The 13,049-nt window shown below is 45.5% G+C and carries 11 protein-coding genes; 7 read left to right on the top strand and 4 right to left on the bottom strand.

Going from position 1 to position 13,049, the window contains the following annotated elements:
* Nucleotides 1-487: 487 nt before the first annotated feature.
* Together CZ502_RS05500 and CZ502_RS05495 are read right to left on the bottom strand one after the other, a co-directional pair.
* Nucleotides 488-2,677, bottom strand: a complete 2,190-nt coding sequence (locus CZ502_RS05500; RefSeq protein WP_076460347.1) for an ATP-dependent Clp protease ATP-binding subunit — start codon at nt 2,675-2,677, stop codon at nt 488-490.
* Between the two features lie 122 nt (nt 2,678-2,799).
* Nucleotides 2,800-3,021 carry a transcriptional regulator gene (locus CZ502_RS05495; RefSeq protein ID WP_076460345.1) on the bottom strand — a complete coding sequence of 74 codons (222 nt, stop codon included), beginning with the start codon at nt 3,019-3,021 and terminating at the stop codon, nt 2,800-2,802.
* Nucleotides 3,022-3,488: 467 nt separating this feature from the next.
* Here CZ502_RS05495 and CZ502_RS05490 point away from each other — a divergent pair, with 467 nt between their 5' ends.
* The 3 genes from CZ502_RS05490 to CZ502_RS05480 all read left to right on the top strand — a co-directional run bounded on the left by CZ502_RS05490 (nt 3,489) and on the right by CZ502_RS05480 (nt 6,170).
* Complete coding sequence (locus CZ502_RS05490; protein ID WP_076460343.1) at nt 3,489-4,676, top strand: aminotransferase class I/II-fold pyridoxal phosphate-dependent enzyme; 1,188 nt, start codon at nt 3,489-3,491, stop codon at nt 4,674-4,676.
* The gene (locus tag CZ502_RS05485; protein ID WP_076460341.1) at nt 4,677-5,666 is read left to right on the top strand and encodes an NAD(P)-dependent oxidoreductase; all 990 of its coding nucleotides are present in this window, start codon (nt 4,677-4,679) and stop codon (nt 5,664-5,666) included.
* Nucleotides 5,667-5,741: 75 nt separating this feature from the next.
* Nucleotides 5,742-6,170, top strand: coding sequence for an OsmC family protein (locus CZ502_RS05480; protein ID WP_076460339.1), 429 nt, complete (start codon nt 5,742-5,744; stop codon nt 6,168-6,170).
* Between the two features lie 77 nt (nt 6,171-6,247).
* Here the strand turns inward: CZ502_RS05480 and CZ502_RS05475 are convergent, their stop codons facing one another.
* The gene (locus tag CZ502_RS05475) at nt 6,248-7,423 is read right to left on the bottom strand and encodes a sensor histidine kinase (protein WP_143457273.1); all 1,176 of its coding nucleotides are present in this window, start codon (nt 7,421-7,423) and stop codon (nt 6,248-6,250) included.
* Nucleotides 7,424-7,746: 323 nt separating this feature from the next.
* On the opposite strand from CZ502_RS05475, the gene CZ502_RS05470 reads away from it, so the two are divergent.
* Nucleotides 7,747-8,067: a DMT family transporter gene (locus tag CZ502_RS05470; protein ID WP_076460335.1), complete on the top strand. Its 321-nt coding sequence runs from the start codon at nt 7,747-7,749 to the stop codon at nt 8,065-8,067.
* A gap of 75 nt (nt 8,068-8,142) precedes the next feature.
* Here the strand turns inward: CZ502_RS05470 and CZ502_RS05465 are convergent, their stop codons facing one another.
* Nucleotides 8,143-9,519, bottom strand: a complete 1,377-nt coding sequence (locus tag CZ502_RS05465) for an NAD-dependent succinate-semialdehyde dehydrogenase (protein WP_076460333.1) — start codon at nt 9,517-9,519, stop codon at nt 8,143-8,145.
* 301 nt (nt 9,520-9,820) lie between these two features.
* Between CZ502_RS05465 and CZ502_RS05460 the strand changes: the two genes are divergently transcribed.
* From CZ502_RS05460 to CZ502_RS05450, 3 genes are all read left to right on the top strand, one after another.
* Nucleotides 9,821-10,633, top strand: coding sequence for a pyrroline-5-carboxylate reductase family protein (locus CZ502_RS05460; RefSeq protein WP_076460331.1), 813 nt, complete (start codon nt 9,821-9,823; stop codon nt 10,631-10,633).
* A gap of 1 nt (nt 10,634) precedes the next feature.
* On the top strand, nt 10,635-11,411 hold the full coding sequence (locus CZ502_RS05455; protein WP_076460329.1) for a VOC family protein: 777 nt from the start codon (nt 10,635-10,637) through the stop codon (nt 11,409-11,411).
* 192 nt (nt 11,412-11,603) lie between these two features.
* A complete protein-coding gene (locus CZ502_RS05450; RefSeq protein ID WP_076460150.1) occupies nt 11,604-12,935 on the top strand; it encodes an ISL3 family transposase in 1,332 nt (443 codons plus the stop codon).
* Nucleotides 12,936-13,049 lie beyond the last annotated feature (114 nt).

The following is a 13,049-nucleotide window of genomic DNA, read 5'->3' as shown; positions in this document are numbered from 1 at the left end:
AATTAAAAAAATTTAAAACCGTTCCTGCGATAATTATAAGGTACTAAATAAGTTCCTTTTCCTTTGCAAATGACAGCAAAAATCCCCTTGTTAATGCTCACAAAACGTCATATTTGTCTTATTAAGCGACAAATATAGCGCTTAAAAACAGCTAATTTATCAGTAAAACGGCCCCGATTCACCTCGTTATTTAACACTTGGTAAGGGCGAAGTTTCCCATAATGCCGGGCTTCAAGGCGCTTCTTTTTAATAAGTGAGATCTTTTATCCGGCTCATCGAATAAGGCGATAAGTTAACCGCGAAAAAGGGGCTGATTTAGAGCCAAAAAAGCGAAAAAAAGCGCTTTTTTGGCCCTTTTTTTCCACTAAAATGGCTCCTAATTTTATGCATAATTTGCGTGCAAGTTAGCTTTTTAAAATACAAAACGGAAGCAGGAGCGTGGTCATTAATGACCATTTTCCTACTTCCGTTAACTTAATCTACCTTATTAATTGTGTTCCTCTGTTGCAGAGTCATCCTTTTTGTCATCAGCAGGGGTGTATTCCTTGTGATCATCAGTAGAAGCATCCTTTGCATCGATAATTACTAACTTGCCATCCTTCATCTCCGCAACTAAGTGCTTTACATCAAGGTGGTCAAGGTAGTAATCCGTTACCTTATCACGGATTTCCCGTTCAATAACCCGCCGGAGTGGACGGGCACCCATTGCTTCATCGTATCCTTGATCAATCAAGTATTGCTTAGCAGTATCGGTAACCTTAACGTCCATGCCCTTCTTAGCGAGGGTCTTGTTAACGTCAGCCAACATCAAGTCAACAATCTTCTTCAGGTCGTCCTTGGTCAAACTGTGGAATTCAACGATTGCGTTGAACCGGTTCAAGAATTCTGGGCGGAAGTATGCCGTTAACTTCTTGATTAAGTCTTCTTCATCTTCACTTGCCCCCACCTTAACTGGCGCATCATTGGAGTAGCCAGCGTTTGATGTTGCAATAATAACGGTGTTCTTGAAGTCAACCGTGTTCCCCTGACCGTCAGTTAAGCGACCATCATCAAGAACCTGGAGTAAGAGCGTGATAACTTGTGGGTTAGCCTTCTCAATCTCATCAAGCAAGATGATGGAGTACGGGTGACGACGAACCTTTTCAGTTAAGGTGTTCCCGTTGTCTTCGTAACCAACGTATCCAGCAGTGGCCCCGATCATCTTAGAAACAGCTGTCCGGTCGGAGTATTCAGACATATCTAACCGGATGATGTCGTCCTTAGAGCCAAACATGTCTAAGGCTAACTGCTTAGCCAATTCGGTCTTACCAACACCTGTCGGGCCAACGAAGAGGAAGCTACCAATTGGTGATTCGCCTTCATCAAAGCCAGCCCGGTTACGACGGATGGCCCGGGCAACTGCTTCAACCGCTTCATCTTGACCAATTACCTTGCCTTCAAGCCGCTTATCCATGTCCTTTAGCCGTTCAACGTCACTTGCCCCGATCTTAGAAACCGGAATGCCAGTCATTTGTTCAACTGCCTTGGCAACATCTTCCGGAGTAGCAGTAACCTTGTCAGACTCAGAGTTATCGCTCAATTGCTTCTTCAAGTCGGCAATCTTTTCCTTTGAAGCCTGAGCTGCCTTGTAATCTTCGTTCTTCGCAGCGTCCTTTTGCTTCTTTTCTTCTTCTTCAATGTCCTTTTCGATTGCCTTTGCATCACGTGCCGGGTGCTTAGCAGCCAGGTGGGCAGCCGTCATGTCAACTAAGTCAATCGCCTTGTCTGGTAATGACCGTTGTGGCATGTATTGAACAGAGTAGTCGACCGCCGCCTTTAAGACGTCATCTGGTAATTGGACATTGTGGTGCTTTTCATAAAGGTCCCGAATTCCTTCCAGGATCTTTAATGTATCAGCCTTGCTTGGCGCGTTGACCGTTACTGGGTTAAACCGCCGTGCTAAGGCAGCGTCCTTCATGATTGTGTTCCTGTATTCATCCTGGGTCGTTGCACCGATTACCGTGATTTCGCCACGGGATAATGCTGGCTTGATGATGTCAGACATCCCCTTGGAGCCGTCAGCGTCACCGGCAGAACCGGCGCCGATGATTTGGTGAATTTCATCGAAGAAGAGGATGATGTTGCCCGCCTTCTTGACCTCGTCAATCAGCTTTTGCATGTTTTCTTCAAAACTACCACGGTACTGGGTCCCCGCTTCAAGGCTGGAAATGTCAATTGAAATGATTTCCTTGTCCTTGATTGCTGCCGGAACATCACCGGACACAATTGCTTGTGCCAACCCTTCTACTACCGCGGTCTTACCAACACCGGCGTCACCGACTAATACGGGGTTATTCTTCGTCCGCCGGCTTAAGATTTCCGCGGTTTCTTGAATTTCCTTGTTCCGGCCAATGACCGGGTCAAGCTTGTGTTGCCGTGCTTCTTCTGTTAAGTTGCGGCCCAACTTTTGCAAGATACTGTTCTTGCCGTTGTTTGCCTGGCGACCAGGTTGTTGCGGGTTCGCTCCACCTGGCAATTGACCAGTCTTGCGGTATTGGGCAAATTCTTCTGGTGTTACTTCCCGGCCATTGATGAGGTACCGACGGTTATCCGCATTAAAGCCGTTCATGCCACCCATCAATTGGTTGAAAATGTCGTTCATGTCGTTGTCAAATGGGTTCATTGGATTTTGTGCCATAGATGAATTCCTCCCTATATCCTTATTTTTTGTTTTCTATATTAATAATCAAAGTTAACGCAAAGCCATCCCAATCCACTGGCCGACCTTCTTATTGGTGACTGCTTTTGCCACCAGCTTCTTCATTCAAGGTAGTGCTCTTCTAGCTCCTTTAGCACTTCCCACATTGTCTTTTCCTGCGCCTGTGCAAGGGCATCAAGGTCACGCAAGTTGAGGGACGTCGAACTAGACTGTGGCTTGTTAAATGACTTATGTAAAGTCGTGTATCCGTAACCGGAACGCTTCGACACCTGATAAATCGTCAGGTGATTCACTTTCAAATAATGTTTTATATCGATCCGCATCGCTTTTCCACTTCCTTTACACTTATAAGTATACCACATCTGTGAACTAATACAACACATTTGTGATATATTTTTAAACTTTTTTCCGGCGAATAATTAAAGGAATCCACATTAAATTGGCGGGCAAAAGCACTATTAAATCAACATTTTCAATCAAAAGCAGAAGTTTTTACGCGTAAAGTATTGACAATTATTAAAAACAGATTAGAATAATTAACAATCAGTTAATCAAAGGAGGATGCAATGATGAACACTGCTTTACTTCATTTAAGCCAAGCGTATGCCTTCTGGTTTAGCGACACAGTCGTCCGCTAACCAGCAGTGTTTTTCATTGTGGCGTTCCCGGATGACCCAAACATTCGGGATCCTCTTTTATACTCATTCCAATTGAAGGAGCCCTGAATGTAATCAGTTAGCATTCAGGGCTCCTTTTAGTTTAAACTTACCTTTATAAGGAGGAATTTATTATGCCAGCAACAAAGAAAGAATTATTATCCCGTTTAAATAAGAACTTCGCCCGTCTCTCCCCCGGCGGAATCCGTGCCTTTGACTACCAGGTCAGTGCCATTCCTGGAATCGTCAAACTCACATTAGGGGAACCCGACTTCAACGTCCCTGACGCAATGAAACAAGCCGCCATTGATAGCATTAATGCCAACGACTCCCACTATGCTCCAGGAACCGGGACGGTTGCTTTGCGGAAGGCAATCGCCCATTTCATGAGTGACCGCTACGGCCTGACTTATGACCCTGACAGCGAAATTGCCGTCACTGTCGGCGCAACGGAAGGGATTTACGCCTCCCTCTCCGCGATCATTAACCCCGGCGACGAAATCCTCATCACCACGCCAACTTTCCCCCTCTACATGGCCGTTACGAATATCCTGGGCGGTAACCCAGTTGAAATTGATACCAGCAAGACTGACTTTATCCTTACCCCAGAAACCCTTAAAGCCGTGCTTGCCAGTCACCCTAACGCCAAGGGTATCATCCTGAACTACCCATCTAACCCAACCGGGGTAACTTACACCCACGACCAAGTTCAAGCATTAGCGGCAGCAATCAAGGACACAAACCTGGTTGTTATCGCTGACGAGATTTACTCCGAACTAGTCTACGAAGGTCAGCACACATCGATTGCGGAATTTATCCCCGAACAAACCTTAATTTTAAACGGGGCGTCGAAGTCTCATGCAATGACCGGCTACCGGATCGGCTTTATCGCTGGTCCCGCTGACTTGATGAAATCTGTCAGCGCCATTCACGCAATGATGGTGACCGCTGCTTCTGATCCAGCCATGGCCGCCGCGGTTGCTGCCTTTAATACCGAGGATGGCCGCCAAGCCACCCTTGAAATGAAGGCAGCCTACCGTGAACGGCGTGACTTCTTGCTTGGTGCCTTACGGAAAATGGGCTTTGAAATTACCAGCCCGAACGGTGCTTTTTACGTCTTTGCTAAGTTACCGGCCAAGTTTGGCGATGATGATGTTAAATTTGCAACTGACCTTGCCAATAACGGGCAAGTTGCGGTAATCCCCGGCTCATTCTTCGGTGCTGGTGGTAAAGGCTACTTACGGATCAGTTACGCTACAAGCATGGACAATATCAAAACTGCCGTTAATAGAATTGCTAATTTTGTGGAGGAGGCAGATTAGATGAAGATTTTAATGACTAGTGTTCGCGACGATGAGCAAGCGGCGATTAAGGAATACGCGCAAAAAAATAACGTTGAAATCATCACAACACCCAAACTAATTGATGATGCAGTTGACATGACTGCTGACGTCGATGGACTAGTCATCCAGCAACGGAGCAAGCTTCCTGCTGACATCTACCCAAAACTCAAAGCGAATGGATTAACGCAAATTGCCACCCGGACTGCCGGCTTTGACATGGTCGACATTAGGAAGGCCCACGAAAACGGCCTAACCGTCACCAATGTTCCCGCCTACTCGCCCCGCAGTGTTGCTGAACATGCCCTAATGCAGATATTCCGCCTGCTGCGGAAGTCCTACATGTTTGACCAGCAGGTTGCTAATAACGACTACCGGTGGTTTAGCAATGAGCAGGCGATTGAAATCCATACCGCCACGATTGGGATCATTGGGGTCGGCCGAATTGGTGGCACCCTCGCTAAGCTCCTTCATTCTCTCGGTGCAACTGTCCTTGGTTATGACATCAAACCACGGGATGACCTCGATGGAATCGTTAAGTTTGTTTCAAAGGAAGAACTTCTTAAGCACGCCGACGTGGTTAGCCTCCACGTTGACCTCAACCCGACCTCCGAAGGGCTAATCACCGCTAATGACTTTGCATTAATGAAAGCATCTGCGGGACTAGTTAATGCCAGTCGGGGACCGGTGGTGGTTACCGCCGACTTAGTCACCGCACTAAAGAATAAGGAAATTGCCGCCGCTGCCCTCGATACCTTCGAAGGGGAAAACCAGGTTGTCATGACTGACCGCCGCAAAAAAGGACTCGCTGATGTCCCGTTAGTTCAGGAACTTCACGAGATGGATAATGTTATCTTAACGCCCCACATTGCCTTTTTCACTAACCGCGCCGTGCAAAACATGGTTGACTTCTCCCTCGATGACGTTCGCCTCATCCTTGCTGGTAAGTCATCCCCGCACGAAATTAAATAATAAAGAAGTAATTTCGTTGCCCCAGCTTAATTAATCAACTACACTAACGGTAGTAAGGATTAGGAGGAGATCGTAATGACTAAGTACAAGGTAACCGCCACAAAGACAACGACTGGAATGCAAGTATCAGCAGGAACCCGCGGGTTTGAAATCACCTTTGATGAACCGGGTAGTACCGATACCGGGATGAATCCGGTTGAGATCCTGCTCACCTCATTCGGTGCCTGCCAAGCAATCACCGCAACTGCCCTGGCAAAGAAGCGGAACTTCGACCTCCGCGCCTTCTGGGTAACTGTTGAAGGGGAGCTTGACCGCGAAGATGTTGCTGATGGCAAAAACGTCCGCAAGTACACCGAAATCCACTACCAACCACACCTACGCAGCGATGAGTCTGACGAAGATATTAAGAAGTTTCTTGCTGACGTTGCCGCAAAGTGTCCAGTTGAAAACACCCTGATCTACGGAACAAAGTTTGTTCAAGACGGGTATGTCAACGTAAAGTAACCAGAAAAAGGTTTTTCTCACTAGATAAACAACGGGAGCATGGTCATGAAGTCGTAATAACTTCAGCCATGCTCCCGTTAATTTTCTCCTAGTTCAAATGTGGCGGTTACTTTCAACCCCTTTGCTAGCGATGAAAACTTAATCTCACCATTATACTTTGCAGCGCGTTCTTTCATGTTCGTCATCCCGTAGTGGTTATCCCGGTTAGTCGGCTGCCAGTTTTTACCGTGATTAATGATCTCAATTGTCAGCTGGTTATCATCCACGACCATGTTAACCGCTGCCTGGTCGGTTTCACCATGCTTAACAACGTTCATCAAGGCTTCACTAACAACCCGTTCAATGTCAACCAGTTCCCCCATCCAAATGGCCACATCTTGATTGATCGTCAACTTGGTCTTCAATGAATAATTCTCTTCCAATAGTGCGATCGTGTCTAACGTCATCTGCTTTAATGACTGCTTCTCCCGGGGAAATTCAAGGTCCCGGTACTGCTTAATCATGCTTCGCGACTGTTCAATCGCATTCGTCGCCATTTGCTGCGTCTCCGTAACCATTGGCAATAATTTGGCATATTCCTGTTTTTCTGCCAGCTGCTTAATAACGGTCAACCGCATATTAAGCCCAACAAAGTCCTGGGTTAAGGTATCATGTAAATCACGGGCGACTTCTTTATGGACCCGTTCCGCCGTCAGTTTTTCGATCCGTTGGTTCGCGTGGTTAAGCTTTTCGTTTACTACCCGCAGTTCTTCTGCCTGCATAAACTGCCGATAAGTCGTCCGGTATGCGATTACCACAAGGACAAAAACAATCGCGAATGCTTCAAGTTGCAAGATAAAGCTCATTAAGTTATTCGCATTAGCTAAGATAAACGCCCCGTACAGCAGCGAGATTAGTGGCACCTTCTTTGGGGGAGCGATAAAGATTAATTCCTCAAATAATAGCACTGGTAGCCCCGCCATTAAGAAAACGATCTTAGTGCCATATGTCAGCAGCAACGAAACCCCGACTAAGATTCCCCCTTGAACTAATAATAAAACTAGGCGGGGAATTAGCTTAACTAGCTGTGGGGCAAAAATTAATGATAGGTATAAAATCGCAATTGGAAGTTTTTTACCATCTAAGTGGTCATCCGTTCTAAACAAGGGACTGAAGATCAATGACATAAACATCCATATCCAGCATAGCGAAACCCACCGCGCCCCGTCAAAAATTTTATCTTTTATTTCTTTTTGAATTTTTTGCTCTTCCATCCGCACTTCCCCATTTAATAACAATAATTAGGATACCCCTTTTTCCTTATCATATTGTGCTTTCGTTGATTAATCAATTTCTATTGTAGCGCTCATTTGGCAAAATAATAAAAGTTATTAAGTAAACGACCGTAATAATAACATCACCCTCCTGTTCAGCTTAGCGTAAGTCCTAAGCAGGAAAAATTGTCCGCCCCGTTCACTTTGTGTTACACTTATTAGAACTAAAGATTAATCCCACCGGGGATGAGGATGACTGCTACTTTCGTTAGGTCTTTGAAGAAAGTAGTAGCCATCCTTTTTTATTTGAAGGAGGAATAATCATGGCATGGTTAATACTATTATTTTCTGGACTAATGGAAACTTTCTGGGCAACAATGATGAAGTTAAGCAACGGCTTTTCTAACTGGTTCTTTGCGCTCCTCACTGTTATCGGGTTAATTATCAGTATGGGTGGGTTAGTAATTGCTACTAAACACCTGCCGATTGGCATTGCCTATCCCATTTGGACCGGGATTGGGGCGGTCGGATCTGTCCTTGTCGGTGCCTGGTTCTTCCATAATCACATCACCGGTGTTACCTGGTTCTTTGTGGTCTTATTGATTATTAGCATCATCGGGATTCAAATTTCGGCCAATCACTAGCATGAAAAAATAAGCACTGGTCGGTCGTTAACCAATCAGTGCTTATTTTTAGCTATTCAAAAGTTACTAATTTTCCTATTGCCGTACTTCGTAAATCAAGTGCTTGCCCATGAATTCTTCAATCCCGTAGCTGCTCAATTCACGACCGTAACCGGAGTTCTTAACGCCCCCGAACGGCAATTCTGGAAGGGAAGCATAACCAGAGTTGATCCAGGTCATCCCCGTTTCAATCTGCGCAGCGACCCGTTCAGCATGGTCACGGTCACTACTAAAGATCGTGTTCCCTAGGCCATAGCTGGAGTTGTTAGCCAAGGCAATCGCTTCTTCTTCAGTGTCAACCTTGTAAACAGATGCAACTGGACCAAACATTTCAGTATCAAAGATTGGGTTGTCCGGCGCAATGTCCGTCAAGATCGTTGGCATGAAGAATTGACCATCAAGGTCGTCTACCGGTTGGTTACCATAGTAGACCTTGGCGCCATTTTCAACTGCCAAGTCAACCTGGCTTTGCAACTTCTCCTTTGCCTTCTTAGAAGAAAGTGGTGCTAATGTTGTTGTGCGATCCAGTGGGTCTCCCATCTTAACCTTTGAAAAGGCGTCCTGCAAAATCTTGAGGAAGCGGTCGTAATCCTTGGATAATACGATGAACCGCTTGGATGAGGTGCAGACTTGACCAGCATTGTATAGCCGGGCAGCGGGAGCAACCTTTTCAACGAGGTCCCAGTCAGCATCGTCAAGGATGATGAAGGCATCGTTCCCACCAAGTTCCATCGTGCTCTTCTTAAGGTTTGCGCCAGCTTCCTTAGCAACCGTTGCACCACCACGTTCAGAACCAGTCAAGCAGACACCGACAATCCGCTTGTCAGCGATTGCGGCGTTAACTTGGTCGTATGACAAGAAGAGGTTGGTTAAACTGCCTTCAGGTGCGCCGGCTTCCTTAACGGCATCCGCAAAGGCTTGGGCAGAAGCAGGACAGTTAGAAGCATCCTTTAAAATCATTGGGTTCCCCAGGAGGAAGTTAGGGATGAATACCCGGGCGATTTGGTAGAATGGGAAGTTCCATGGTTCGACCGCAACCAAGACCCCAAGCGATTGCTTCAAGACCTTTGCCCGTCCAGAAGTCGTCGCAATTACTTCCGGTTGGAGGAACTGGTCAACGTGGGCAACATAGTAGTCACAAAATGAGGCACAGAGTTCAACTTCGCCTTCTGCTTCCCCAATCAGCTTCCCCATGTCCTTGGTCATGATTGCAGCGTATTCTGTCTTGTGTTCGCGTAAGTTCTTCGCGAGGTTGAGAATAACGTTCTTCCGTTCTTCTAACTTATCATTAAAGCGCCAGTCCTTGTATAATTCATGAGCAGTGGCGATCGTCTTTTCTAATTGTTCATCACTAGTATTTTCAAATGTCTTTTCGACTTTATTTGTGTATGGATTAATCGTTTGGTATGCCATTAATATATCCTCCTTATTTTATAAGCGCTTACATTTTATAACTAAACACTAGACCAATTCAAGCCATTTGCTTGATATTTATTTTGACTATCGGCAAATGTAAAGTTCATTTTATAACATAAAAATGGATAATTAGCCCCTTTTTATTAAAGAAAGCGTTAAGGGCAAGGAGGTCTGCCTTGTTCAACAAGTTCAACTAGACCAATTCGTGAATTTAAATTTTTGGCAATGACTTTTGATTAGCCTTCATCCCCAAAATAAGTTAGGATTAAACTAGGACAATACTAAGAGGTGAACTTTAATGACAGTAAAAATCTACTCATTTGGTGGTGGCCAAATGGTTGAAGCAATGTTACGAGCAGCATTAAAGAAGGACGTAATTAATGCAAACGAGACCGGGATTGTCGATATCGCAGCTTCCCGGATCAAGTACCTGCAAGAGCAGTATGGCTTTTCAGCAAGCCGGGAACCTGACTGGGATGAAGTTACTAGTGCAGACATCGTCATTTTAGGGGTCCGGCCACAAGATAACTGGGCAGCGATTATGAAGAACCTAGTCGAACACGGTTACCAGCACGACGTCATTTCCATCATCGCTGGGGTTTCCCTCGACCAGCTCACATCCGCTGACGACCAGTTTGCCGTTACCCGGATCATCCCCAACACCCTTACCGATGTCGCGCTGGGGTATAGCGGGGTGGTCAAGAACGACCGGGCCAACCAGGCGAACGTTGAAGAATTTCTCAATAGCTTCGGGAAGGTAGAATATATCGCCGAATCCCTGCTCGATGTCTTTACTGGCTACGGGGTTACCGGGCCAAACTTCATCTATAACTTCCTAATCAGTTTTACCAACGCTGGTGTTCTCGCGGGAATGCCACGGCAACAGGCAAACAAGCTTGCCCTGGAAAACCTCAAGGCAGCAGCCGCTTTCGTCGAACAAAGTGGTAAACACCCCGCCGAATTGCTTGATATTAATAATTCCGCCGGGGGCGTCGGTATCACTGCCCAGCACGAATTAGACAAGAGTTCGTTTGCATCAGGACTCGAAAACGCCGTTGTAGCAGCTGTTAAACGGACAAAGGAACTCGGCAAGCAAAACGCAGGTGATTAAAATGACAGAAACCTTAAACTGGGACCACACGATGGTTGCGGTCACTGACCTTGACGCCGCGGTTAAGTATTTCAATGACCACGGCTTTGGATTTACCCCCGGCGGTAACCACCAATACTGGGGAACCAAAAACGCCCTCGACTACTTTGGCATAAACTATCTCGAACTCTTAACGGTCGCCGATAAGAAGCAAGCGGCCGCCTTCCCCTATGAAAATAATTCAGGGATTTACGAGGCAGTGCAAGACTACTTTAACGGCATCCAACGCTTTACGACGATCGCAATTCGTTCAAGCGATATTAAGGCAACCCACCGCCGCCTTGCTGCTGCCGGGGTCGACGTCGGCGAGATTACCAGTGGAAAACGGGTCGACCCGCACGGCAACCTAATCCAGTGGCAAATCTTCTACGTCAACGATAAATTGCCAAATAACCTCCCCTTCCCCTTCTTTATTCAATGGGGAGAAGCAGACCAGCAACGAGAACAGACGTTAAAAGAAAAAGGCTTAATCAAGCCGCACCCCGCTGGCGATATCTATGTTAAACAGGCCATTTTCCACGTCACGGACCCCCAACAGGCTGCCGCCGCACTAGGAAAGGCGTTAATGATTACTCCCGTTCACGAAGAAAGTGGCGAGGTAATTACCATCAGCGACCGGCAACTTATCTTTAAGCCCGGTCCAGAAAATCGCCTGATCAAACTAGTCTTCAACGGTGCAACAAGCGTCGCAGAACTAGCATTAGGACAAATTAACTTTGCCTTAACCACTAACAAATAAGCGTAGGTGTCACCCGCTTACCAACGATAATGCCCCCAACAGGCGGTTTTCCGCTGTTGGGGGCATTTTATTTGGGTCTACAATTTTAAGTACTGATGGATTTAACATCGGTGCTTATTTTGTTTTAAAATTTAAAATAAAAAAACGAAAGATGGTTGGACCCCGTCTTCGTTTAAGAAAGGACCATCTTTCATGAATTATTCTACCAAAATTGCTTTAGGAATTAAAGATCGCCACCTTGAACTTGATATCAAACATTTCAAAAACCCGATTGAGGATCAAGGTAACTTGATCGTTGTCCATCTTACGCAAAGTTATCCCCATCATTGTCCTCTTTGCGGACAATTAATGAGCAAGAATGGCTTTAAAACTGTGCGGAGTTTAGGGCCATCGCTGCACTACAAGCCAACCATTTGGTCAATTCGCAAGCAGAAGTATATCTGTAAGCCTTCAGAAAATTGTCCTAAGACCGTTACTGATTTCGCCAAGGTTACTGATCTTAAATATCGTCATCACATCGCCTTAGCCGTCAAACAGCGTATTATGATGCAATTATCAACTAATGAATCGCAAACTGATATTGCCAAATCTTTTGGTGTCTCTGATTGGACTGTCAGACGCATCATTTCTAACCTCGATCAAGTCTTTAAGCCTAATTATCATTGGTTACCACGCCACATCGCCTTTGATGACTTCAAATCTGGCCGATTTGCGCCCAGTGACATGAGTATGATCTTAATGAATATTGAAAATAAACGCACCTTAGACATTATTTTGTCACGACGCAGCCGTTACTTATATAACTACTTTCTCCGCTATGATCGCTCCGCTCGTTTGGCCGTACAAACGGTTACTGTTGATTTATATACTCCCTATCGTCATTTAATTCATGAGCTTTTCCCTCATGCGTTAATTATCGCCGACCACTTTCACGTGGTCGCACAAGCATACCGGGCCTTAAACAAAATCAGAATCAAGGCAATGAATCGTGCTGGTAAAGGAACTCATCAATGGCGGGCCTTAAAACGTTTCTGGAAACTGATCTTAACGCCATCAGCTTCCCTTAAATACGATAATTACTGGTCGCGCCGTAACTTTCACTATGCGCAATTAACCGACGTTGAAGTAGTCCATCGCTTGCTTTCCTACGACGATGATCTAAGACAGGCGTATCGCTATTACCAAGACCTGATTCTCGCAATCAACCACCGCGATCAGAAAGAACTCAACCATCTTCTCGCTATTAAATGGACCCTTCTGCCACAACCACTTCAAAAAGTTCAACGGACCTTGCGCATACACAAAGCAGAGATCATCACTAGCTTCAAATATGACAACTATACTAACGGGCCAGTTGAAGGAACTAACAACAAAATCAAAGTAATTAAGCGGACTGCTTATGGTTTCCGGAACTTCTTCAACTTTCGGGCACGTATTCTCCTCGCTTTACCAAATTCATACATTGCCATCAATTGGAAAAACAAAAGAACAGCCCATACCAAAAGTCTGGCACGAGCTGCTTGAAAAGTTATTTAATTTTTTCTATCAGTACTTCTTGACGAAGAGCCTTTTATTTGGGGTGCTAGTTAGTTTTCCGGTGAAAGCAAAAAAGAGAATGGAAAATAAATTATTCCCATC

The sequence above is a fragment of the Limosilactobacillus caccae genome (genome assembly GCF_900156885.1).
Classification (GTDB): Bacteria; Bacillota; Bacilli; order Lactobacillales; family Lactobacillaceae; genus Limosilactobacillus; species Limosilactobacillus caccae.
Note: the sequence above shows the minus strand (reverse complement) of the source record. Positions and strands in the feature narration are given on the sequence as shown.

What these genes read in the sequence shown, in the direction of transcription:
- CZ502_RS05455 (WP_076460329.1), top strand. Translation starts at nt 10,635, where the DNA reads ATGACAGAAACCTTAAACTGGGACCACACGATGGTTGCGGTCACTGAC.
- CZ502_RS05465 (WP_076460333.1), bottom strand. Translation starts at nt 9,519, where the DNA reads ATGGCATACCAAACGATTAATCCATACACAAATAAAGTCGAAAAGACA.
- CZ502_RS05475 (WP_143457273.1), bottom strand. Translation starts at nt 7,423, where the DNA reads ATGGAAGAGCAAAAAATTCAAAAAGAAATAAAAGATAAAATTTTTGAC.
- CZ502_RS05480 (WP_076460339.1), top strand. Translation starts at nt 5,742, where the DNA reads ATGACTAAGTACAAGGTAACCGCCACAAAGACAACGACTGGAATGCAA.
- CZ502_RS05500 (WP_076460347.1), bottom strand. Translation starts at nt 2,677, where the DNA reads ATGGCACAAAATCCAATGAACCCATTTGACAACGACATGAACGACATT.
- CZ502_RS05450 (WP_076460150.1), top strand. Translation starts at nt 11,604, where the DNA reads ATGAATTATTCTACCAAAATTGCTTTAGGAATTAAAGATCGCCACCTT.
- CZ502_RS05470 (WP_076460335.1), top strand. Translation starts at nt 7,747, where the DNA reads ATGGCATGGTTAATACTATTATTTTCTGGACTAATGGAAACTTTCTGG.
- CZ502_RS05495 (WP_076460345.1), bottom strand. Translation starts at nt 3,021, where the DNA reads ATGCGGATCGATATAAAACATTATTTGAAAGTGAATCACCTGACGATT.
- CZ502_RS05490 (WP_076460343.1), top strand. Translation starts at nt 3,489, where the DNA reads ATGCCAGCAACAAAGAAAGAATTATTATCCCGTTTAAATAAGAACTTC.
- CZ502_RS05485 (WP_076460341.1), top strand. Translation starts at nt 4,677, where the DNA reads ATGAAGATTTTAATGACTAGTGTTCGCGACGATGAGCAAGCGGCGATT.
- CZ502_RS05460 (WP_076460331.1), top strand. Translation starts at nt 9,821, where the DNA reads ATGACAGTAAAAATCTACTCATTTGGTGGTGGCCAAATGGTTGAAGCA.